The organism is Enterobacter cloacae complex sp. P16RS2 (genome assembly GCF_014982155.1).
GTDB lineage: Bacteria > Pseudomonadota > Gammaproteobacteria > Enterobacterales > Enterobacteriaceae > Enterobacter > Enterobacter cloacae_M.
On record NZ_JADCKW010000022.1, the window covers coordinates 1 to 21,490 of the forward strand.

The window sequence follows — 21,490 nt, forward strand, 5'->3', positions numbered from 1 at the left end:
CGTGCCGGTGCCGCTCAGGGTCGGCGTGGTGTCGCGGGTGGTTTCGCCCGGGTTCAACGGTGTTTCTGTTCCGTCAGGATTGACGGTGATTGCCGGGATGTCCGGCGTGGCAGGCGCGACGGTATCTACCGTCAACACAAACGGGCTGGAGATAGTGGTATTGCCGGCGGCATCCGTGGCGTGAACCGTCAGCGAATGCGGGCCGTCGGTGAGCGGGGTAACGGGCGTAAAGCTCCAGCCACCGCTGCCGTCAAGGGTGGCGGTGCCGAGCAGGGTTGCGCCGTCATAGACGGTGATTACCGCATCAGCCGGGGCGGTGCCCTGCAGCAGCGGCGTGGTGTCATCCGTGGTATCGCCGCTGTTAAGCGTGCCCTGAACGCCGCCGACGTCATCGGTCACGGTGGCGATGGTTGCCGCCGCTGGCGGTGTGGTATCGATGGTCAGGGTGAAGCCACCTGACGGCTGGCTGGTATTACCCGCGCCATCGGTGGTGACGGCGGTAAAGGTATAGGTGCCGTTAACAAGCTGAGTGGTCGGGGTATAGGTCCACGTGCCGCTGCTGTCGATCACAATCGTTGCGACATCGACGCCGTCCTGGCGAATGGTGACGGTTGAGCCCGGCTCCGCGGTGCCGTTGAGCGTTGGCGTAGTGTCGTTGGTACTGTCGCCAGAAGTGAGCGCGCCGAGGCGCTCCGGCACATCGTCCAGCGCCTGGGTAATGACCGGGGCGGCAGGCGCGACGCTGTCAATCGTCAGAGTCCAGGTGTTGGAGACGGGGCTGGTGTTGCCCGCCGCGTCAGTTGCGACGGCGGTCAGGGTATGTGGACCTTCAGCGATCGGGGTGTCTGGGGTAAAGATCCACACGCCAAGGCCATTGGCGACGGTCGTACCAATAGCAACACCGTCCACGCGGAGGGTGACCGTCGCGTTTGGTTCGGCGGTACCGCTGAGCGTCGGGGTGGCATCGTTGGTGGTCTCATTAATATCGAGCGAGCCGGTACGCCCGGGAACATCGTCCACGACTTGTGAAATCACCGGGGCGCCAGGTGCCGTCCCGTCGACGTTGATTGTCCACGAGTCTGATAACCCGCTCGGGTTACCGGCGGGATCCGTCGCCGTTGCCGTCAGCACGTACGTGCCATCGGTTAGCGGTGAGGGCGGCGTAAAGCTCCACAGGCCAGAGGAGGAAACAACCACCGTACCGAGGACATCGCTGCCGTTATAAATCGTGATGGTCGAGCCCGCTTCGCCCGTTCCGTTCACGGTCGGGGCCCGGTCGTTGGTGAGGCCGTTCTGGCCCACGGGACCGGTGGTGGCCTGCACGTCATCAATCACCGACACGATAACTGGCGTCTGCGGTGGGGTAATATCCGGTGCCGCCGCGGAGGTGGTTGGACTGGTGTTGCCGGCCGTGTCGGTAGCGTCAGCGGTCAGGATTTCACTGTTAACTTTTGGTGGGGTCAGCGTCAGGCTGAAGTTACCCTGACTGTCGGCAACAGCTGTGCCAAGGATGACGTTGCCTTCACGAATGGTCACCGTGCTGCCAGCTTCTGCGATGCCGCTGATGGTGCCGCCATCATTCGACACCACGAGATTACCCGGAGCAAGCGGTGGCGTGGTGTCAACTACCAGTGCGAACGGGCTGGAGATACTGGTATTGCCTGCGGCATCCGTGGCGTGAACCGTCAGCGAATGCAGGCCGTCGGTGAGTGGAGTCGTTGGCGTAAAGCTCCAGCCGCCGCTGCCGTCAAGGGTGGCGGTGCCGAGCAGGGTTGCGCCGTCATAAACGGTGATTACCGCATCAGCCGGAGCGGTGCCCTGCAGCAGCGGTTTGGTGTCATCCGTGGTATCGCCGCTGCTAAGCGGACCCTGAACGCCGCCGACATCATCGGTCACGGTAGCGATAGTCGCTGTCGGTGGCGGAGTAATATCGACGGTCAAGGTGAAGCCCTCCGACGGAAGGCTGGTGTTACCCGCCGTATCGGTAGCAACGGCGGTAAAAGTGTGAGTGCCCTCGACAAGCGGCGTGGTGGGCGTATAAGACCACTGACCGTTGCTGTCGGTTAGCACTGTGCCAATATCAGTTCCGTCCAGACGGATAGTAACGGTTGAACCCGGTTCAGCTGTGCCGGTGAGCGTCGGCGTCGTGTCGTTAGTGAGGCCATTTTGGTCCACGGGGCCGGTGGTGGCCTGCACGTCATCAATCACCGACACAATAACTGGCATCTGCGGCGAGGTAATATCCGGTGACGCCGCGGAGGTTGTTGGTCCCGTGTTGCCCGCCGTGTCTGTGGCGTCAGCGGTCAGGATTTCACCGTTAACTTTTGGCGGGGTCAGCGTCAGGCTGAAGTTACCCTGGCTGTCAGCAACAACCGTGCCAAGGGTGATATCGCCTTCACGGATGGTCACCGTGCTGCCAGCTTCCGCAATGCCGCTGATGGTGCCGCCATCATTCGACACCACGAGATTACCCGGGGCAGACGGCGGCGTGGTGTCCACGGTGAAGATGACAGGCTCTGAGGCCGTACTCAGGTTTCCGGCGGCATCAGTTTCAGTGACGGTTATGGAGTGTGTCCCGTCCGGGAGCGGACCGTTCGGCGTGACGCTCCAGGTGCCGTTGGGCTGAACCGTTGTGGTGCCAACCACCACGCCGTTATCGTAAATGGTGATGGTTCCGCCGGGCTCGCCGGTTCCCGCCAGGAGCGGCAGTGAAGCATCGGTAAGCGCGCCCGACGTGATGGTTCCCCTGATAACGCCCGTATCGTCGGTCAGCACAATCGCGGTCGGTGCGTCCGGCGGAGTAAGATCCACCGTCAGGGTAAACACCGGTGAGGCAGGCCCGGTGTTGCCCGCGGCGTCGGTTGCCCGCACGGTAATCTGATGAGTGCTTTCACTCAGGTCAACCGACGGGGTAAAGGTCCAGGTGCCGTTGCTGGCGACAACCGCCGTACCAATAGCGACTCCGCCGTCATAAATCGTCACGGTCGAGCCCGCTTCGCCGGTACCGGTAAGCTGCGGACGCTGATCGTTGGTGCTGCCGCCGTTGCTGACGGCCCCCGTCTGCGGAGCAACATCGTCCGTTACGCTGGTGATTGCTGGCGCATCGGGCGCGGTGGTGTCCGGTGCGTTGAGCGTTGTGCCCGGGCTGGTATTCCCGGCGTTATCCGTCGCGGTGGCAGTCACCTGTTCGCCGTTGGTCAACGGTGTGCCGAGAGAGACGGTAAAGCTGCCGTCGCTGCCCGTTTCTCCTGAGCCAATAACATTCCCGTTCGCGTCTTTCAGCGTGATGGTACTGCCGGGTTCGGCGGTACCGGTGACGGTTTTGCCGTCTGAAGAGAACTTAAGGCCGGAAGGCGCGTTCGGCGGCGTTGTATCCGGATCGGCAGGATCGACGGGGGTGTTAGGGTTGGGGCTATTATTATTGCCGTCATCTCCACCGCCGCCACCACCGGTGCTTGCCGCCGCCGCGATGCCGCCCGCTGCGACAATGCCGCCCAGAGCCCATGGCCAGATGGCGGCACCACCGGCGTCGCTCCCGGAGGCCGCAAGCAGCACGTCCGTGGACGCGATAGATTCGTACGTGGCGGCTCCGGTCGGATCTTCAATCCACCATAATGCGCCCTGGCTGTCCTGCAGTACCAGCTGGCTCACGCCCTGCGCGTCGGTGACATAGAAATTTTTAAGGGTGATCACCTCGCCGGAGTGCAGCGTAACCAGCAGATCGTTACCATTTCGCGCGAAATGGGAGACGCTCGCTCGCTCGACATGAAGCTCAACGATAGAGGAATGGCTCAGCGTAACCTGTGTGCCTTCCGTGGTCGTTTCCACGCCAGTAAGTTTTGATATAACAGAGATTTGGCTCATTTAGGCATTACTCCAGCAGATGTATCATGAACGGCGAGCAAGACGAGCCATCTCTGCAGAAGGTAAAGGGCGCCCCCGGCGCAGTCGCTGTTATCACGCAGCACTGACCGTTGTTTTTAGCGCGCACGATGCCCGCCAGAATTCAGAGTGGCAACATCAGAGCGAATCTAATGACTTATAAAGAGAACAGTTTTTTGGGTGTTTTGTGTCTAATAAAACCCTGTAATTAATAGAAGAATTATTTTCAAGAATATAAAAATGATATAGACAGAAAACGATGGTTGTGCAAATTAAGCTTTCGTAAATAAGTGCCAAAACAATGAAGAGGGCATTAATACATTGGGTTTGTTAATAATTTAACTGGTTTAACTGTTTGTTTTTAATGATTTTGATTTTGTCTTGCGATGTTGATTTTAAATATGATTTACGCAGTGTGATAATTGGTAGGAGACATTTTTAATATACTGTAAAACGTTATTGTTTAAGTGCGCTTAATATGCATTTAAGTTAGGGTAACGTTTTTGATATAAGATATATTATATCGCTTGTACAATAAAATATATTCTTACGCGGGGTTAAAATTCTGCTATTGCGCGAAAATAATAGCGTTAAGGAAAGGGTAAAATAAGCTGATTCATTTCCATTGGGGTTACGACAACAGCATGATTTTGCGACAACAAAAAAATTACGGGGAGAATGAATAAAAATCGTCAGTCGGGCGTTTACTGACGTCACTTCCTTCTTACCCTGGAGCTTTATATGAACACGACCTCGTTCCGTTTGATCCCGGTGCTGATTTTTTCCCTGCTGTCCCCCCTGGCGCTGGCAATGGGCAATAATAGTACCGAGAGCAAAACGCCCGATTGTCCTTCCGGACAGGTGTATGACAGCGCCACCCAGAAATGCGTGCCGGACAAGAGCAGCAGCCTCAGCGACCAGGACAAAACCAACTATGCGTACCATCTCGCGAAGAAAGGCGAGTACCAGGCGGCGCTCAACCTGCTTGATTCGCTGAAAAATGGCAATACGGCTGAAGCGTGGAACTATCGCGGGTTCGCCACGCGCAAGCTTGGCCGCACGGACGAAGGGATTGGTTACTACCAGCGCGCGCTGGCTATCGCACCGGATTATGCCAAAGCCCGGGAATATCTCGGTGAAGCGTGGATGGTAAAAGGACGTCCTGACCTCGCGAATGAACAGCTGAAGGTGATTGCCGGTATTTGTGGCCAGTCCTGCGAGGAGTACCGTGACCTGCAGGCCGCTATCAACGGACATCCGGAATCCTGATTTTCTCGTGGAGGGGAAACACATCGCTACCAGTGAGGTTCGTCAACAGTTAGCCGCACACCTGCCGCGTCTCTGGCGCTATGGGCTGGTGCTGTCGCGAAACAGGGATATCGCCGAAGAGCTGGTTCAGTCCACCTGCGTGCGTGCGCTTGAACGGAGCAGCCAGTATACGCCGGGCACGCTCATCGACAGGTGGCTGTTCGCGATACTGCACTCTATCTGGATTTCTGAGCTTCGGGCCCGATACGTGCGTCAGGGGCAGGGATTTGTGGCCAGCGACGAGCTTCTGGCGCCGGATACCTGCGAACAGGATGAGACGCGCCTGCATTACATGAAGGTGATGCAGCGCGTTAACGCGCTGCCTGAAGCCCAGCGCAACGCGGTATTTTTGGTTTATGTCGAAGGCTTTACCTACCAGGAGGCGGCGGAAACTCTGGGGGTGCCTATCGGTACCGTAATGAGCCGGCTGGCGACGGCGCGGGCTCGGCTTGCCAGGTCCGCTGAAGCACTGCCTCCGGTAAAGGAGAAACGCTCTTGAACTCGCACCGTTTTGCACCGCCCTATAACGACGACGCTATCGTGGCATGGATAGATGGCGAGATGTGCCGCGCCGACGCGCAGCAATTTGAAGAACAGTTGAAAAGTGACGAACGCCTCTCCGGGCGAACCGCCGAACTGATGAAAAGCAGCCAGGATTTCGCCGGGGCGTTTGCCCCCCTGCTGGATGAGGCACCTCTGGAGACAATGCAGGCGCGTCTGGCGGCACTTCCCGATCCACAATCCTCCACGCCGGCTGGCGTCAGCAGGCGGGCGCTGATTGCCGCATCGGTCAGCTTTTTGATGGTCGGATCCGGGCTGGGCTATCTGCTGCGGCCCGCTTCCGCGCCAGCGGATGAGAATGCCCATATTCGCGACCTCGAAGCGCAATATATGTCCCTGTACAGCGTCGAGACGCTGCTGGATATGGACAGCGCAACGCCGGTCCTGCAGCACGGGCTGGAACGGGCCGCGCAGGACATCGGCATGAAGCTGCGCATGTCGCAGCTTGTCCTGCAGGGAGCAGAGCTGAAAATGGTGCGAATGCTGCGCTATGAAACCACCTCGATCGCGCAGATTGCCTGGATCAACGCCGACTACGGCCCGATGGCGCTCTGTATCTCTCCTGTAGATGAGAAGACGATGGCCTCTCTGCGCCAGGAGCAGCGGCACGGCATGAACCTGGCGTGGTGGCAGGAGGCGGGCTACCAGTTTGTCCTGATTGGCCGCAACCCGCCGTCTCACCTGCGGGGAAACGCGGAGCAGCTACAGCGGCTCATCTCAGGATGACGGCACGTCGTTTGTCTTAATCGCAATTGCGATGGCAATACGATCGTCCACGACCAGCGCAAACTTATCCATCCCGTAGGACGCGCGCGAGATCGCCGTCGTGGCATCCAGCGTAAGGGCCTGCGCGTGCGGGTCTTTCACGACGGCCTCCAGGATCACCGGGCGGGCAATGTTTCGCACGGTCAGCGTGCCGAACACCCTGAACCGCCCGTCGCCCTGGGCAACCACGCGAGAGCTGATGAACTCGATAGTCGGGTAGCGCTCGGATTCAAAAAACATGTCGCTTTTCAGCTGCCAGGTGAGCAGCTTGTTTGAGGCTACAAGAGTCGCTACGGGAATGGTGACGTGAATATGGTCGTCGACGTCATTTTCCGGGTTGAGCGTCACGGCGCCCGTCACGCCGCTGAATGTCGCCCAGGAGAGGATACCGCCGAAGGCGTGCCACGATAGCCGAATATCGGTGTTATCGGTGTCGATAAGATAGCTTTTCGGGGCAGCATGCAGGGAAGGGCAGAACAGCAGAACGGTCAGAAAGGCCAAAAGGCGATACATAGTGGTTTCTCCGATAAGTGCGCACTGCGTAAACGCCCGAGGTGCTAATTATATTCGAAGAAATAAAAAAGGCCGCAAGCGCGACCTTTTCGTGAGTATAACTACTTACTCAGTGACTTTCTTTTCCAGCTCGCTGGCACCTTCTTTGGTTTTGTTCCAGCCTTTCTCAGCGCCTTCTTTGGTGGCATCCCACCCTTTCTCGGTGCCTTCTTTGGTTTTATGCCAGGCTTTCTGGGAATCTTCGCTGACCTTGCTGCCCAGGCTCTCGCTTTTGCCTTCCGCAGCATGCTTCTGTTTCAGCTTCAGCTCTTCACCTTTGTTCTGCTCTTCGTGCAGTTTTTGCTTAGCCTCGTTGGCGTTTGCGTTCGCCGCCGCGACGGTATCGTCAGTTGCATGTGTGGTCGCAGCAAATACTGGGGAAGCCAGCAGAACGGCAGATAATGCGATAATTGTTTTTTTCATAATATCCTCATTTAACGTTATCGGTTATGAGCGTGATTCAGCATGGCACAGGCGAAACGGGATGGCTTTAGGAAAAAACTGTAATCAGATCAACATGCCCTGATGAGGGGTATTTCGCCTGAGGATTATCCAAAGGATAAAACGCCTATTTCCGCGAGGGCGGCGAGGGTCAGGAGAATGAAGATAATAACGGTTATGGGTCTGTACATGGTGGAGTTCCTTCCGGGTTGAGCGGCTATTCCGTAGCGCTGGGTGGTGTGGGTAATTTTGCACAGGAGGGAGTCGAGGGTGTTGATGTTTGTCAAAGGGATGGACGGAACTGTGGGAATGGGGCACAAAAAAGCCCGCAGGGCTTGCGCCGTGCGGGCTCTTAGGACTTCATCGGATGACTCTGGTAATCACCGATGGAGAATTTTGGTGGAGCTGGCGGGAGTTGAACCCGCGTCCGAAATTTCTACATCCTCGGTACTACATGCTTAGTTTGTCTTTACATTCGCACGCCAGCTGCGGACAGACACGCCACTAACGAACTAGCCTGATTAGTTTTAACGCTTCAACCCCAGGCAGGGCTTCCACGCGATCTCTTTTGGGTTTGACCTCTCTTTGATCCCCGTCTTAAGAGCGGAAGCTAGGGAGAGAGGGCTCAGAGCAGGTTATTAAGCTGCTAAAGCGTAGTTTTCGTCGTTTGCGACTATTTTTTTGCGGCTTTTAACGAGGCAAACCGCCCCTCGGCATGCACCTTGGGTTTCGCAAATCCCGTCGAATCCAGAATCAGCCCCAATAGTGTTGAACCAAGTATACCAGATTTCACTTCCTGGATACCAGCCCGGAACGCTAACTTATTGAATAGTACAATAAGTGTGCAGAATCAACGTCCTGCGTTTTTCATGATGCGCGCTTTATCAAGCTGCCACTCGCGCTCTTTCAGGTCAGTACGTTTGTCGTGCTGTTTTTTACCTTTCGCGACGCCAACTTTCACTTTGCACCAGGCGTTTTTCCAGTACAGCGACAGGGCGACTACGGTGAAACCTTCTCGGTTGATGCGTCCGTAGAGGGATTCCAGCTCACGCTTGTTCAGCAGCAGCTTGCGGGTGCGCGTTGGGTCACACACGTAGTGCGAGGAGGCGACGGTCAGCGGCGTAAAGTTCGCGCCGAACAGAAAGGCTTCGCCATCTTTCAGGATCACGTAACTATCGCCGATGTTGGCTTTCCCGGCGCGAAGCGATTTTACTTCCCAGCCCTGCAACGCAAGGCCAGCTTCGAATTCTTCTTCAATGAAATACTCGTGGCGAGCACGCTTGTTGAGCGCAATGGTCGCCGAGCCTGGTTTATGTGCTTTTTTCTTCGTCATAAGTGTCGTAAAGCCGTCGGTAATCTGATTTCAAAAAGTCACCTCATTGCGTCCTGTGAGGTCTAACGCGCTATCTTAGCACGAGATGAGGCTTAGCGTTTTTTTAACAGGTGATAAATGTTATTATTTGTCCGTTGTGTGACCATGGGAAATGCTATGCCTCAGATTAGCCGTACTGCGCTTGTGCCTTACAGCGCGGAACAAATGTACCAGTTAGTGAACGATGTTCAGTCTTATCCAGAATTTATTCCGGGATGCACTGGGAGCCGCGTTCTGGAGTCCGGCCCGACGCAGATGACCGCGGCGGTGGATGTCTCCAAAGCGGGGATCAGCAAGACGTTCACCACCCGCAATACGCTGACCAGCAATCAGAGTATTTTGATGCATCTGGTGGATGGTCCGTTTAAAACCCTGATGGGGGGCTGGAAGTTTACGCCGCTGAGCGCTGACGCCTGTCGCATCGAGTTCCAGCTGGACTTTGAGTTTACCAATAAGCTGATTGAGCTGGCGTTTGGCCGCATCTTTAAAGAGCTGGCTTCGAATATGGTTCAGGCGTTCACCACCCGCGCCAAAGAGGTTTACAGTGTCGCATAAGATTGCTGTAGAAGTGGTGTACGCTCTGCCGGAGAAGCAGTATCTGCGGCGCGTGACGCTGGAAGAGGGGGCAACCGTTGAGGCGGCTATCCGCGCGTCCGGCATCCTCGAACTTCGCAGCGATATCGACCTGGCGAAAAATAAGGTCGGGATTTATAGCCGTCCGGTGAAGCTGGGTGATGTGCTGAAAGAGGGCGACCGGGTTGAGATTTATCGCCCGCTGATTGCTGACCCGAAAGAGCTGCGACGTCAGCGTGCGGAGAAATCGGGTAAGTAGCGTGTTTTCCCCTCACCCTGACCCTCTCCCCAAAGGGGCGAGGGGATAAAAGAAAAACAAAAAAGGTGCTCAATGAGCACCTTTTTGCATTTCTGACTTCTGATTATTTGGTCAGGGCAGGCTTGTTGTCGATGTTGGTCAACACACCGGCGCTGCTGAAGGTCAGCGTCAGGGTCTGCTGGGTCGCATCTTCGTGGCCCGGCTTCTGACGGAATACATAGAACCAGGTGTTAGTGCCGAACGGATCGGACATCATCGGGGTTCCCAGTGTATAAGCGACCTGCTGTTGTGTCATCCCCACACGGATTTTGGACACATCGTTAGGGGTAAGGTAGTTCCCCTGGTTGATGTCAGGACGGTAAACCACTTTCTCCAGAGTGGAACAGCCTGCGGTCAACATCAGAAGAACCGCTGCGGCAGCGGTCAGCATTTTACAACGCATAGTGATTTGATTCCTTTTCGGGCCCGAGCAGAACGCGGCTCATATGTAATATGCCGATGATAATAGACCTTGCCCCACTTTGAAACCGGTCTGGCGGCGTTTTTGTTGTTCTGTATGACCCTGAGATCCCGAAAAAGTTTATGCCGCCAGCAGTTCTTTCGCGTTTGCGAGCGTATTACGGGTGACTTCGCTGCCGCCGAGCAGGCGAGCCAGCTCCTGCAGACGCGCACGTTTATCCAGCGGCTTCATGTGCGTTTCGGTCATTTCACCGTCGGTTTCTTTGCTGACGATAAAGTGATGATGACCACAGCCCGCGACCTGCGGCAGGTGGGTGACACACATCACCTGCGTTGATTCGCCTAGCTGGCGCAGCAGTTTACCCACCACTGCCGCCGTTGGGCCGCTGATGCCGACATCCACTTCATCGAAAATCAACGCCGGGGTTTCCATTTTACGCGCGGTAATCACCTGAATCGCCAGCGCAATACGCGACAGTTCACCGCCGGATGCCACTTTGGAGATAGCCTGCAGCGGCTGCCCCGGGTTGGTAGTGACGCGGAACTCGATGCGGTCCGCACCTTCTGCCGTCAGGTGGTTCTCTTCAAAGCGAACATCGATGGTGAAGATACCGTGCGGCATCGCCAGCGTGTGCATGCTGTCGGTGATGTGCTGGCTTAGCTCCTGGGCGTAATGCTGACGGATTTCATGCAGCTTTTGCGCTGTCGCCAGCGCCTGTTCATGGTGCAGGTTCACCGCCAGAGAGAGGGTCTCCTGCGAGTCAGCCTGATCGTCAAGCTGCTGCTGTTCTTCCAGCAGAGACTGATAGAATCCTGGCAGCTCTTCCGGCGTGACGTGGTGCTTGCGCGCCAGTGAAATTTGACGGGAAATGCGCTGCTCCAGCTCAAACAGACGGTTCGGGTCGAGATCCAGACGTTCACAGTAGTGGCGCAGTTCGTCACTGGCTTCGGAGATCTGAATCGCCGCTTCTTCCAGCATATCCAGGACGCCTGAAAGCTTGCTGTCCATGCCGACCAGTTCGGTAATGAGCTGGCGGACGTTATACAGCTGGCTCTGCAGGTTCACGTCTTCGCCATCCGCCAGCATGTTGAGCGCATTCTGGCTGGTTGAGAGCAGGTGACCGCTGTTCGCCAGGCGCTTGTACTCTTCGTCTATTTGCTCAAACTCACCCGGCTGCGGGTTGAATTCGTTTAGCTCTTTAAGCTGGTACGCCAGCAGCTCCGCACGTGCGGCGCGCTCCTGGCTTTGCTGCTGATGCTGGGCAAGTTCACGGCAGCTCTGATGCCACTGGCGATAGTGTTCCGCCATAAGCTGAGTAAGCGCATACTCACCCGCATAGCCATCGAGCAGCGCTTTCTGCTGTTCAGGTTTGACGAGTTGCTGGTGCGCGTGCTGACCGTGGATCTGGATAAGCAGCTGGCCGAGTTCGCGAAGCTGGGAGAGCGGGACCGCCGTGCCGTTGATAAAGCCACGTGAACGACCGTCGCTGCTGATCACGCGGCGAAGTAAACACTCACGTCCATCTTCAAGCTGGTTCTGCTCCAGCCAGCGCTGGGCGGCAGGGGTGTCTTTCAGGGAGAAACGAGCGCACAGGTCGGCACGGTTTGCGCCCATGCGCACCATATCGCCTTCTGCGCGGCCGCCAAGGCACAAGCCGAGGGCATCAATGGCAATGGATTTACCTGCACCGGTTTCCCCGGTGATCGCCGTCATGCCGCTGTGGAAATCGATCTCAAGCTCACGAACAATGGCAAAGTTGCTGATGGTCAGTTGTGCCAGCATAATTGTTTTCCTGTATGAAAAACCATAACTGTGTTTTCATACAGTATAAACTGGTTTTTTATACAGTAAAGTACTGGATGCAAAATCAGAACAATTTTTTTGACCAGCCAAGCTTCGAGCTTAATGTGTTGAAATAGCTGTAATCTTTCGGGTGAATCAAATTCAGATGATAATCACACCGACGAATAAGGACATCTTCACCTTCCTGGATCGGCAGCGCTATCTGGCTGTCGCAGCTGATCTCCAGGTCATTACGGCGGTGCGAGAAGCGCAGACGTATCGTGCTGTCGCCGTTGATGACCAGCGGACGGGCGGAGAGCGTGTGCGGGAACATCGGCACCAGGGTGATGGCATCCAGCGAGGGCGTCAGGATCGGGCCACCGGCAGAAAGCGAGTAGGCAGTTGAGCCGGTCGGAGTGGAGATAATCAGCCCGTCGGAACGCTGGGAGAAGGCAAAGATTTCGTCGATATAAACTTCGAACTCGATCATGTGCGCCACTTTTCCGGGGTGAAGAACCACCTCGTTAATCGCGGTACTGATGCGCTTCTGGCAGTCCTGCTGGCACACCTGCGCTTCCAGTAAAAAGCGTTTCTCACTGATATAGTGGCCTTCCAGCACGTCGGCCAGCTGCTGCTGCGCATTGTCCGGGTCGAGATCGGTTAAAAAGCCGAGATTGCCACGGTTGATGCCGATGACCTTAATGTCATAACGCGCCAGCGTGCGGGCCGCGCCGAGCATGTTGCCGTCGCCGCCCACCACCACGGCGAGATCGGCCTGTTGGCCAATTTCCGCCAGCGTGCCGGTTTTGACGCTCTTCAGCTGCAGCTCCTGCGCAATTTGCTGCTCGACCATCACTTCATAGCCTTTGCTACACAACCAGCGATACAACATTTCATGTGTCGTTAGTGCGGTAGGGTGACGCGGATGCCCGACGATCCCAATACACCTGAAATGATTATTCATTTTCTGGAGGTCCTTGTGCCTGATGAATGATGACAATCTGTCTTGTTCCCTTGAATCCCGGAAACTGATCCCCATAATAAGCGAAGTTAGCGAGATGAATGCAGAAAAACGCGGAGAAATTCATGAGTAGTAAAGAACAGAAAACGCCTGAGGGGCAAGCCCCTGAAGAAATTATCACGGAACAGCACGATGAAGTTGAGGCTGTAGAGCCAGACGCATCTGCTGAGCAGGTGGACCCGCGCGATGAAAAAATTGCGAATCTGGAAGCCCAACTGGTAGAAGCACAGAATCGCGAACGCGATGGTGTTCTGCGCATCAAGGCGGAAATGGAAAACCTGCGTCGTCGTACCGAGCAGGACGTTGAGAAGGCGCATAAATTTGCGCTGGAGAAGTTTGTCAACGAACTGCTGCCGGTAATTGATAGCCTCGATCGCGCGCTGGAAGTGGCTGACAAAGCGAATCCGGACAACGCGGCAATGATCGAAGGTATCGAACTGACGCTGAAGTCCATGCTCGACGTGGTGCGTAAGTTTGGTGTGGAAGTGATTGCCGATACCGACGTACCGCTGGATCCAAACGTCCACCAGGCGATTGCAATGGTGGAGTCCGAAGAGGTGGAAGCCGGTAAAGTGCTGGGCGTGATGCAGAAAGGTTACACCCTGAACGGCCGTACCATTCGCGCGGCGATGGTGACCGTGGCGAAAGCGAAAGCGTAATTTGCCATTCGTAGTGCCGGGTGGCGGTTTCGCCTTACCCGGCCTACAGCCTTACTCAGCGATACTTTCGCGTAGGGGTTTTACGGGCAGGACTTTCACCTGCTTAATCATGTTGTCCTGCACGTCCAGGATATCAATATCGTACTGCTCAATGCGTACCCGCGTGCCCGCCGCCGGGATCTCTTCCAGCGCTTCCAGAATCATCCCGTTAATCGTGCGAGCCTCATCTTCCGGTAAATGCCAGTTAAAGGCTTTATTGAGTTCGCGAATGTTCGCGCTTCCGTCAATCAGCACCGAGCCGTCGTTTTGCGGGGTGACCTCTTCCGCGAGGGAAGGTGACATTGACGTGGTAAAGTCCCCTACAATCTCTTCCAGAATATCTTCGACCGTCACCAGCCCCTGAATATCGCCGTACTCATTGACCACCAGGCCGACCTTCTTCTTGTTGCGCTGGAATTTCACCAGCTGCGTGCTGAGCGGGGTTCCTTCCGGCACGTAGTAAATCTCGTCGGCGGCGCGCAGCATCACCTCTTTGGTGAACTCTTTTTTCTCGGTCATCAGACGGTAGGCTTCGCGCACGCGCAGCATGCTGATGGCGTCATCCAGCGAGTCGCGGTAAAGCACAATACGCCCGTGCGGGGAGTGCGTCAGCTGGCGGACGATGGCTTTCCAGTCGTCGTTGATGTCGATACCGACGATTTCATTACGCGGCACCATGATGTCGTTCACGCTCACCTTTTCCAGATCCAGCACCGACAGGAGCATGTCCTGATTGCGGCGGGAGATCTGCGAGCGGGATTCATTCACAATGGTGCGAAGCTCCTCTTTGCTGAGCGCGCTGCTGATGGTGACATCGGCTTTGATCCCCACCATCCGCATCAGGACGCGCGTCACCATGTTCAGCAGCCAGACCAGCGGCATCATCAGGATCAGAAGCGGTGCCAGCAGGAAGCTGCTCGGGTAGGCGACTTTCTCAGGGTAAAGCGCGGCGATGGTTTTCGGCAGCACTTCGGCAAACACCAGCACCACGAACGTCAGCACGCCGGTGGCAATCGCCACCCCGGCGTTGCCGTACAGGCGCATCCCAACGATGGTGCCGAGGGCGGAGGCCAGAATGTTGACGAGGTTGTTGCCGATGAGCACCAGGCTTATCAGGCGATCCGGCTTGCGGAGCAGTTTTTCAACGCGACGGGCGGCACGGTTACCCTGTTTAGCACGATGACGTAACCGGTAGCGGTTTAAGGTCATCATGCCGGTTTCCGAGCCGGAGAAATAGGCTGATATGACCACCATGACGATCAGGATAACGATCAGCGTGGTGGTAGAGATGTGTTCCAGGGGGAACTCCTTTTGTTACTTAGCCAGCAAATTGCTGTATGAAGCGGCTGCCAAAATAGGCAAGGGTGAGAATCCCCGCACCCGCGACGTTGAACCAGACCACGCGACGACCGCGCCAGCCTTCATGATAATGGCCCCATAACAGGACAATATAGACAAACCAGGCGATGATGGAGAGCACTGCTTTATCGATATTCTCCACGCTAAACAGGTTCTTCATGTAAAACAGGCCCGTGCAGAGCGTCAGCGTCAGCAGCACCACGCCTACCTGGGTGATGTGGAACATCTTACGCTCAATGACCATCAGCGGCGGCATCTCATGGTTAAACGCCAGCTTTTTGTTTTTCAGCTGATAGTCAATCCAGGCGAGCTGCATGGCGTAAAGCGCGGCGATGATCAGCGTCGCGTAGGCAAAAAGCGACAGGCCGATATGCACCAGCATTCCCGGAGTGGCCTCCAGATGCGTAATGAATTCATTAGGCATAAAGGTGGCGAGAGCCAGATTGATCAGCGCGAAGCTATAGACGATCGGCAGCAGCAGCCAGCCGCGATTTTTAGACGCGACGATGGTCATTACCGTACAGATCATCAGGCTGACCAGCGAGCCGACGTTGAGGACGCTCAGGTTTTGCACGCTGCCGTCGCCGGGAATGATGCGTGATTCCAGCGCAAACGCGTGGCTAATCAGTGCGATTACCGCGGAAAGAATAGCCATGCGCCGCCAGCCGCTGTTTTTTTGCAGCAGGCCGGGAACGATCAGCGCGAGGCTGACAGAGTAGGCAACAAGGGCGATCAGTGCGAAAACAGGCATATAGGCATCGACAGTTGTCTTAATAAGAAAGAGAAGCAGTATAACGTTACGTGACGCCTGCTCCAACCGTTGCATAACAACAAAGGCGCCTTCATGTTATACTCCGGCAAAATTCTGTGTATGTGTCGCCCATGGCGGCCCAACGTTTCTACTCAGGCGAGAGACAATGTTTGATAATTTAACCGATCGTTTGTCGCGCACGCTGCGCAACATCAGCGGCCGCGGACGCCTTACTGAAGAGAACATCAAGGAAACGCTGCGCGAAGTGCGCATGGCGCTGCTGGAAGCAGACGTCGCGTTGCCGGTTGTTCGTGATTTTATCAACCGCGTAAAAGAAAAGGCGGTTGGTCATGAAGTTAACAAGAGCCTGACCCCGGGCCAGGAATTCGTCAAAATCGTTCGTAATGAACTGGTTTCGGCGATGGGCGAAGAGAACCAGGTGCTTAACCTGGCGGCTCAGCCGCCGGCCGTGGTGCTGATGGCGGGCCTGCAGGGTGCGGGTAAAACGACCAGCGTCGGTAAGCTGGGTAAATTCCTGCGTGAAAAGCACAAGAAGAAAGTGCTGGTGGTCTCTGCGGACGTCTATCGCCCGGCGGCGATCAAACAGCTGGAAACCCTGGCCGAGCAGGTCGGCGTAGATTTCTTCCCGTCCGACGTGGCGCAGAAGCCTGTCGACATCGTTAACGCGGCGCTGAAAGAAGCTAAGCTGAAATTCTACGACGTGCTGCTGGTGGATACCGCCGGTCGTCTGCACGTTGACGAAGCGATGATGGACGAGATCAAGCAGGTGCATGCCTCTATCAACCCGGTAGAGACCCTGTTCGTTGTCGATGCCATGACCGGTCAGGATGCGGCGAATACCGCAAAAGCGTTTAATGAAGCGCTGCCGTTAACCGGCGTGGTGCTGACCAAAGTGGACGGTGACGCCCGCGGCGGTGCGGCGCTCTCCATTCGCCACATCACCGGTAAGCCGATTAAATTCCTCGGCGTGGGCGAGAAAACTGAAGCGCTCGAGCCGTTCCACCCGGATCGTATTGCCTCCCGTATCCTCGGCATGGGCGACGTGCTGTCGCTGATCGAAGATATCGAGAGCAAGGTTGACCGCGCGCAGGCCGAGAAGCTGGCCAGCAAGCTGAAAAAAGGTGACGGTTTCGATCTTACCGACTTCCTTGAGCAGCTGCGTCAGATGAAAAACATGGGCGGCATGGCCAGCCTGATGGGCAAACTGCCGGGCATGGGCCAGATCCCTGACAACGTAAAAGCGCAGATGGATGACAAGGTGCTGGTGCGTATGGAGGCGATCATCAACTCGATGACCCTCAAGGAGCGCGCTAACCCGGATATCATCAAAGGTTCCCGTAAACGCCGTATCGCAGCCGGTTGTGGCATGCAGGTGCAGGACGTTAACCGCCTTCTGAAACAGTTCGACGACATGCAGCGCATGATGAAGAAAATGAAGAAAGGCGGCATGGCGAAGATGATGCGCGGCATGAAAGGCATGATGCCCCCCGGTTTTCCAGGGCGTTAATCGCTTTTGAGATTGCTTTTTGCCCGAAAATGAGTAAAATTTTCGGGCTTTTAATATGACACCCGGGCTCCGTTCCTCGATGGGGCCCGGTTGTTTTATTCACACAAGAGGATGTTATGGTAACTATTCGTTTAGCTCGTCACGGCGCTAAAAAGCGTCCGTTCTACCAGGTTGTTGTAACTGACAGCCGTAATGCACGCAACGGTCGCTTCATCGAGCGCGTTGGTTTCTTCAACCCACTGGCCGCTGGCGCAGAAGAAGAAACTCGTCTGGATCTGGATCGTATCGCTCACTGGGTTGGCCAGGGCGCTACTGTTTCCGATCGCGTTGCTACGCTGATCAAAGCAGCAAACAAAGCAGCTTAATCTGTCACGGTGGTCATGATGAGCAATAAAGCACCTGTTGAACCGATCGTATTGGGAAAAATGGGTTCTTGCTACGGTATCCGTGGTTGGCTCAGAGTGTTTTCCTCCACTGAAGACGCTGATAGCATTTTTGATTACCAGCCCTGGTTTATCCAGAAAGGTGGTAAGTGGGAAGAGGTCGAGCTGGAAAGCTGGCGTCACCACAATCAGGACATCATCATCAAGCTGAAAGGCGTTGACGATCGTGATGCTGCGAATGCACTGACTAATTGTGAAATTGTCGTGGATTCGTCGCAGTTGCCACAGCTGGAAGAGGGCGACTACTACTGGAAAGACCTTATGGGTTGCCAGGTAGTCACTACCGAAGGCTACAGCCTGGGGAAAGTCATCGATATGATGGAAACCGGGTCAAATGACGTTCTCGTCATTAAGGCAAACCTGAAAGATGCATTTGGCATCAAGGAGCGGTTGGTTCCGTTCCTCGATGGACAGGTTATCAAGAAAGTCGATCTCACTACTCAAACCATTGAAGTAGATTGGGATCCTGGTTTTTAAATTCTCCGGATAAACGGTAAAAGACGGCGCTATGTGGATTGGCATAATTAGCCTGTTTCCTGAAATGTTCCGCGCGATTACCGATTACGGGGTAACTGGCCGGGCAGTAAAGAATGGCCTGCTGAGCATCCAGAGCTGGAGTCCTCGTGACTTTACTCATGACCGGCACCGTACCGTGGACGATCGTCCTTACGGCGGCGGACCGGGGATGCTAATGATGGTGCAACCCTTACGGGACGCCATTCACACAGCAAAAGCCGCGGCAGGTGAAGGCGCAAAGGTGATTTATCTGTCACCTCAGGGACGCAAGCTTGATCAAGCGGGCGTGAGCGAACTGGCGACGAATCAAAAGCTGATTCTGGTCTGTGGGCGCTACGAAGGAATAGATGAGCGCGTAATTCAAACCGAGATTGACGAAGAATGGTCTATCGGCGATTACGTTCTTAGCGGTGGTGAGTTACCCGCAATGACGCTGATTGACTCCGTCGCCCGGTTCATTCCGGGAGTTCTGGGCCATGAAGCTTCGGCAACGGAAGATTCCTTTGCCGATGGGTTGCTGGACTGTCCACACTATACTCGTCCTGAAGTGTTAGAAGGGATGGAAGTACCGGCAGTGTTACTGTCTGGAAACCATGCCGAGATACGTCGCTGGCGTTTGAAGCAGTCGCTGGGCCGAACCTGGCTTAGAAGACCTGAACTTCTGGAAAACCTGGCTCTGACTGAAGAGCAAGCAAAGTTGCTGGCCGAGTTCAAAACTGAACACGTGCACCAGCAGCATGAACATGATGGGAATGCGTAATACGCTCCCGAATATCAGTTTACCCAGGATAAGAGATTAAATTATGAGCAACATTATTAAGCAACTTGAACAAGAGCAGATGAAGCAGGACGTACCTTCCTTCCGTCCAGGTGACACCGTGGAAGTGAAAGTATGGGTTGTTGAAGGTTCCAAGAAACGTCTGCAGGCATTCGAGGGCGTGGTTATCGCTATTCGTAACCGCGGTCTGCACTCTGCATTCACTGTTCGTAAAATTTCCAACGGCGAAGGCGTTGAGCGTGTCTTCCAGACTCACTCTCCGGTAGTTGACAGCATTGCTGTTAAACGTCGTGGTGCTGTACGTAAAGCTAAACTGTACTACCTGCGTGAGCGTACTGGTAAGTCTGCTCGTATTAAAGAGCGTCTGAACTAATAACGCGCTTTCGCAACATCCGAAAGCTTGTAGAAAACAAGGGGTTAGCGTAACGCTAACCCCTTTTTTATTGGCGATGGCGGCAAATTGGCGGCAGAGATTAACGCTGTGGCGATAGATATAAAAAAACCTGCCGGAGCAGGTTCAAAGCCACAGACTACCCTGATTGTATTTTGAGGGGTGGGGCGGGGCTGGCACCACTTCACCTGGCTTAACTATGTACCTTGCAAGTGTTTCATGTGTTACAAAAGTACAGCCACAGTTTATGTTTTGGCACTGGTGATAACGCTCTTTTGTTTCAGTGCTTAAATACCGGCTTGACCTTGCGTGTGAAGCGTCCTGGCATAATGGACAGTGCATCATAATTATATCCCCCCTCTCATGACCTAGTCGGGATGATAAACCTCAAATTTGCATTTGCAAGACAAAGTTTGCATTGTTTAATCGTTGACTTGCTCGTACTCAACATCCGAAATCTTAACCTCAAGCTCTAAATTCGTCGTGTAGCCGTTCCCGTTAAGGTTATGCACCACCCGGCTGATTATCCATGCCTGCTCGTCTATAACGCGCTTAAAGCCTTTCACCGCGATTGGCGTTTCAGGAAATAAATCTGCCCGGCCGATCGCCAGCGAGATTGAAAACTCCGCAACGCCGCGCTGCAGCTTGTCCCACTTCGCCTGAGCGGCGCGCATGGCCTGCGCCTTTGTCGCGTAGATGGTCGTCAGCTCCAGCACGTTATCAGCCTCACCGGCCATATATTCACCCTCGCGCGCTTCCTGCTCTTTTTTGGCTTTGGCCTTTGCCGGGGCTTTGGTCGCTTTCGGATGCTGTAATGCGCGGAGGTGTTGCTCTTTTGGCTTACGCCTGAGCTTCACCTTTTGCTTTTGCGGCTTCGGGTCTTTGGTGTGCAGCCATTTCGCCGTCACGCCGGTATAGGCTTCCCGGTCAGCAATGGCAAACTGATGACGATCGCCGTCGCCTCGCTCAAGCGTCATCTGCGGAATGGGCTTCCCGCTGGCCGTCTTACCGCTCCCCGCTTTCAGGAATAACAGTTTCCCCGCTTTTACCGAAACTGACGCCCCGTTCCGGTCAGCCAGGCGGGACAGAAACACCGCGTCGGATTCCTGCGACTGGTCAATGTGAGGCACGGCGACGGCTTTCAGCGTGTCGGCCACGCTGGCCGTCAGTTTATTGCGTGCCGCAATCGTCTCGACAATTTGCCCGAGCGTGGTGTCATGCCATGACTGCTCCCGGCGCGAGTTCAGCGTACCGCGAAAATCGGCGCTTCTCCCCCGGATGGTCAGCGTATCAGGCGCGCCCCTGTGCTCGATTTCGTCGACCGTGAACGTCCCTTTTTTTATCAGCGCGGATCCCTGCCATCCTAACCACAGCGTCAACGTTGCGCCGCGCGGTGGCATTGCTATCTGGCCGTCAGTGTCATCGAGCTCGATATCGAGCTGGTCGGCTTCGAATCCGCGATTGTCGGTCATGGTCAGACTGATAAGGCGGTCACTAAAATCCTGTGTGATATCGTCGTTATCCAGTTTGAGCATAAATGCCGGGGCAATCTTCGCCCCGGCCTGAATATCCATTCCAGTAATCATCCTGCCAGCCCTCCCAGCCAGTCACCGGCAGACGTGACCAGATTGTCGGCCTGCGTTTTCAGGTCGCCGTAAATGGCCGCCAGCGATTTATCGACCCGCTTAAGCGAAAGGCTAAACTCGATTTTTCTCGCCGCTCCGTCGCTGAATAGCTCGGTGTGCGTGTGCGTAACTTTGTCGATGACATACATGCCGTGGATCATGCCCGTTCCGTCAATCAGCGGCCACGCTCGCCCCTCGTCTGCCATCAGCTCGATGGCGGTCAGTGACAGACGTCCGCCGGTAATTTCGGGATAGAGGACACCCGACAGCGTGCGCGTGGTTTCTCCTTCCCCGAGATACTGGTAAGCCGGTGGCTTGCCGATACGGTCGTTTGACGCCCAGCGGTAATCCTTCGAATACTGCATGGACTGATAGGGCAGCGTGCGGCGCTCAAACACAAACAAACCTAAAACCATTAACATGCT

23 protein-coding genes and 1 other RNA gene are annotated in these 21,490 nt (G+C 55.4%); 11 read left to right on the forward strand and 13 right to left on the reverse strand.

What is annotated here, in order from left to right; genetic code table 11:
- On the reverse strand, positions 1 to 3,864 hold a 3,864-nt coding region (locus INF68_RS15320), incomplete at its 3' end, for an Ig-like domain-containing protein (protein WP_193525340.1).
- A 759-nt stretch (positions 3,865 to 4,623) separates the two neighbouring features.
- Between INF68_RS15320 and INF68_RS15325 the strand changes: the two genes are divergently transcribed.
- Genes INF68_RS15325 through INF68_RS15335 form a run of 3 tightly spaced genes read left to right on the forward strand, consistent with a single transcriptional unit; the run spans position 4,624 to position 6,477 of the window.
- Positions 4,624 to 5,151 carry a tetratricopeptide repeat protein gene (locus INF68_RS15325; protein ID WP_126785904.1) on the forward strand — a complete coding sequence of 176 codons (528 nt, stop codon included), beginning with the start codon at positions 4,624 to 4,626 and terminating at the stop codon, positions 5,149 to 5,151.
- 7 nt (positions 5,152 to 5,158) lie between these two features.
- The gene (locus INF68_RS15330; RefSeq protein ID WP_109844724.1) at positions 5,159 to 5,689 is read left to right on the forward strand and encodes a sigma-70 family RNA polymerase sigma factor; all 531 of its coding nucleotides are present in this window, start codon (positions 5,159 to 5,161) and stop codon (positions 5,687 to 5,689) included.
- A complete protein-coding gene (locus INF68_RS15335) occupies positions 5,686 to 6,477 on the forward strand; it encodes an anti-sigma factor (protein WP_126785905.1) in 792 nt (263 codons plus the stop codon). Before INF68_RS15330 ends, INF68_RS15335 begins: the two co-directional genes overlap by 4 nt.
- On the opposite strand, the gene INF68_RS15340 is transcribed toward INF68_RS15335, so the two are convergent.
- The 4 genes from INF68_RS15340 to smpB form a co-directional block, all read right to left on the reverse strand.
- Complete coding sequence (locus tag INF68_RS15340) at positions 6,469 to 7,029, reverse strand: YceI family protein (RefSeq protein WP_126785906.1); 561 nt, start codon at positions 7,027 to 7,029, stop codon at positions 6,469 to 6,471. The genes INF68_RS15335 and INF68_RS15340 overlap by 9 nt on opposite strands.
- A gap of 105 nt (positions 7,030 to 7,134) precedes the next feature.
- On the reverse strand, positions 7,135 to 7,491 hold the full coding sequence (locus INF68_RS15345) for a hypothetical protein (RefSeq protein WP_023333137.1): 357 nt from the start codon (positions 7,489 to 7,491) through the stop codon (positions 7,135 to 7,137).
- Positions 7,492 to 7,906: 415 nt separating this feature from the next.
- Positions 7,907 to 8,270, reverse strand: a transfer-messenger RNA (tmRNA) gene (ssrA, locus tag INF68_RS15350).
- An 89-nt stretch (positions 8,271 to 8,359) separates the two neighbouring features.
- Positions 8,360 to 8,842: an SsrA-binding protein SmpB gene (gene smpB, locus INF68_RS15355; protein ID WP_008502505.1), complete on the reverse strand. Its 483-nt coding sequence runs from the start codon at positions 8,840 to 8,842 to the stop codon at positions 8,360 to 8,362.
- 156 nt (positions 8,843 to 8,998) lie between these two features.
- Here smpB and INF68_RS15360 point away from each other — a divergent pair, with 156 nt between their 5' ends.
- A complete protein-coding gene (locus tag INF68_RS15360; protein WP_024908332.1) occupies positions 8,999 to 9,436 on the forward strand; it encodes a type II toxin-antitoxin system RatA family toxin in 438 nt (145 codons plus the stop codon).
- Positions 9,426 to 9,713, forward strand: coding sequence for an RnfH family protein (locus INF68_RS15365; RefSeq protein WP_109844775.1), 288 nt, complete (start codon positions 9,426 to 9,428; stop codon positions 9,711 to 9,713). The genes INF68_RS15360 and INF68_RS15365 overlap by 11 nt, the downstream gene beginning before the upstream one ends.
- Positions 9,714 to 9,816: 103 nt before the next feature.
- On the opposite strand, the gene bamE is transcribed toward INF68_RS15365, so the two are convergent.
- The 3 genes from bamE to nadK form a co-directional block, all read right to left on the reverse strand.
- Positions 9,817 to 10,155, reverse strand: a complete 339-nt coding sequence (bamE, locus tag INF68_RS15370) for an outer membrane protein assembly factor BamE (protein ID WP_023308883.1) — start codon at positions 10,153 to 10,155, stop codon at positions 9,817 to 9,819.
- A 138-nt stretch (positions 10,156 to 10,293) separates the two neighbouring features.
- On the reverse strand, positions 10,294 to 11,955 hold the full coding sequence (gene recN, locus INF68_RS15375; protein ID WP_126785908.1) for a DNA repair protein RecN: 1,662 nt from the start codon (positions 11,953 to 11,955) through the stop codon (positions 10,294 to 10,296).
- Positions 11,956 to 12,040: 85 nt separating this feature from the next.
- A complete protein-coding gene (nadK, locus tag INF68_RS15380; protein ID WP_008502500.1) occupies positions 12,041 to 12,919 on the reverse strand; it encodes an NAD(+) kinase in 879 nt (292 codons plus the stop codon).
- 122 nt (positions 12,920 to 13,041) lie between these two features.
- Here nadK and grpE point away from each other — a divergent pair, with 122 nt between their 5' ends.
- Entirely contained in the window at positions 13,042 to 13,635 is a 594-nt protein-coding gene (grpE, locus tag INF68_RS15385) for a nucleotide exchange factor GrpE (protein ID WP_023308880.1), read from the forward strand.
- Positions 13,636 to 13,686: 51 nt separating this feature from the next.
- Here grpE and INF68_RS15390 read toward each other — a convergent pair whose 3' ends face one another.
- Complete coding sequence (locus INF68_RS15390; protein WP_039263458.1) at positions 13,687 to 14,973, reverse strand: HlyC/CorC family transporter; 1,287 nt, start codon at positions 14,971 to 14,973, stop codon at positions 13,687 to 13,689.
- Positions 14,974 to 14,992: 19 nt separating this feature from the next.
- Positions 14,993 to 15,784, reverse strand: a complete 792-nt coding sequence (locus tag INF68_RS15395; protein WP_109844786.1) for an inner membrane protein YpjD — start codon at positions 15,782 to 15,784, stop codon at positions 14,993 to 14,995.
- A gap of 166 nt (positions 15,785 to 15,950) precedes the next feature.
- Here INF68_RS15395 and ffh point away from each other — a divergent pair, with 166 nt between their 5' ends.
- The 5 genes from ffh (at position 15,951) to rplS (ending at position 19,422) form a co-directional block, all read left to right on the forward strand.
- Positions 15,951 to 17,312, forward strand: coding sequence for a signal recognition particle protein (gene ffh / locus INF68_RS15400; protein WP_014884878.1), 1,362 nt, complete (start codon positions 15,951 to 15,953; stop codon positions 17,310 to 17,312).
- Between the two features lie 116 nt (positions 17,313 to 17,428).
- A complete protein-coding gene (gene rpsP, locus INF68_RS15405) occupies positions 17,429 to 17,677 on the forward strand; it encodes a 30S ribosomal protein S16 (protein ID WP_003863133.1) in 249 nt (82 codons plus the stop codon).
- A gap of 15 nt (positions 17,678 to 17,692) precedes the next feature.
- Positions 17,693 to 18,232: a ribosome maturation factor RimM gene (rimM, locus tag INF68_RS15410; protein WP_029741020.1), complete on the forward strand. Its 540-nt coding sequence runs from the start codon at positions 17,693 to 17,695 to the stop codon at positions 18,230 to 18,232.
- Positions 18,233 to 18,263: 31 nt separating this feature from the next.
- Positions 18,264 to 19,031 carry a tRNA (guanosine(37)-N1)-methyltransferase TrmD gene (gene trmD, locus INF68_RS15415; protein WP_015571574.1) on the forward strand — a complete coding sequence of 256 codons (768 nt, stop codon included), beginning with the start codon at positions 18,264 to 18,266 and terminating at the stop codon, positions 19,029 to 19,031.
- A gap of 43 nt (positions 19,032 to 19,074) precedes the next feature.
- Entirely contained in the window at positions 19,075 to 19,422 is a 348-nt protein-coding gene (rplS, locus tag INF68_RS15420; protein ID WP_002914145.1) for a 50S ribosomal protein L19, read from the forward strand.
- Between the two features lie 144 nt (positions 19,423 to 19,566).
- Here rplS and INF68_RS15425 read toward each other — a convergent pair whose 3' ends face one another.
- From INF68_RS15425 to INF68_RS15435, 3 genes are all read right to left on the reverse strand, one after another.
- On the reverse strand, positions 19,567 to 19,785 hold the full coding sequence (locus tag INF68_RS15425; protein WP_071847085.1) for a DNA-binding transcriptional regulator: 219 nt from the start codon (positions 19,783 to 19,785) through the stop codon (positions 19,567 to 19,569).
- 77 nt (positions 19,786 to 19,862) lie between these two features.
- Entirely contained in the window at positions 19,863 to 21,026 is a 1,164-nt protein-coding gene (locus tag INF68_RS15430; RefSeq protein ID WP_193525341.1) for a phage late control D family protein, read from the reverse strand.
- A complete protein-coding gene (locus tag INF68_RS15435) occupies positions 21,023 to 21,487 on the reverse strand; it encodes a phage tail protein (protein ID WP_023333118.1) in 465 nt (154 codons plus the stop codon). The genes INF68_RS15430 and INF68_RS15435 overlap by 4 nt, the downstream gene beginning before the upstream one ends.
- Positions 21,488 to 21,490 lie beyond the last annotated feature (3 nt).